The sequence below is a fragment of the Streptomyces sp. NH27 genome, assembly GCF_056859195.1.
In genome coordinates, this window is the sequence record NZ_JACEGK010001039.1 from 1 (window position 1) to 735 (window position 735).

Consider the following 735-nt stretch of genomic DNA (forward strand, 5'->3'; position numbering starts at 1 on the left):
GAACACGTCCTCGGCCGCGCCTGAGCAATCCGCGACGTCCACCGAGCAGCCCGCGACGGCCACCGGGTCGGCGCCGGCGGACCCCGCCGGACCCGGCGTCGTACGGCGCGCCGACACCGCCCGCCGCGCCGCCTACCGGGCCCTCGCCGTCGCGCTGGCCTGCGGCGTGCTCGGAGCGAGCCTGGTGCTGCTTGCGGCGGGCAAGACCTGGGCCAACGGCACCGCCTCCTCCGCCGGGCACGCCATGCCGGTGCACGCGGGCGGCAGCCAGATGACCGCGCTGCCGGGCGCGCTCGCCCTGGTCGGACTCGCCTCGCTGGTGGCGATCTTCGCGGTCCGCCGGAGCGGCCGTTACGGCGTCGCCGCGCTGCTCGCGCTGAGCGGCCTCGGTGCCGCCGTCGCCGCGCTCACCCGCCGCGGCGACCACGGCGCCCTGGACGCCGCCGCCGCCACCGCCACCAGCCTCACCCACGCCACCGCCGCGCACACCAGCACCACCAGCTGGCCGTTCGTCTCCGTCGCCGGCGGGCTGCTGCTCTTCCTCGCCGGCCTGATCGCGCTGCGCCACAACTCCCGGTGGCCCGCGATGTCCAGCCGCTACGACCGGCCCGGCGGCCGTGCCGGCGCCGCCGGTCGCGCGTCCGCGCCCGCCGTGATCGACCCGGACCGGCCCGAGGACCTGTGGAAGGCGCTCGACCGTGGCGAGGACCCCACGGAGGACCCCGCCGGGGACCG

At 78.9% G+C, this 735-nt stretch carries 1 protein-coding gene; it reads left to right on the forward strand.

The features are described 5' to 3' along the window. On the forward strand, positions 1-735 hold a 735-nt coding region (locus AC13HU_RS37900), incomplete at both ends, for a TIGR02234 family membrane protein (protein ID WP_483046539.1).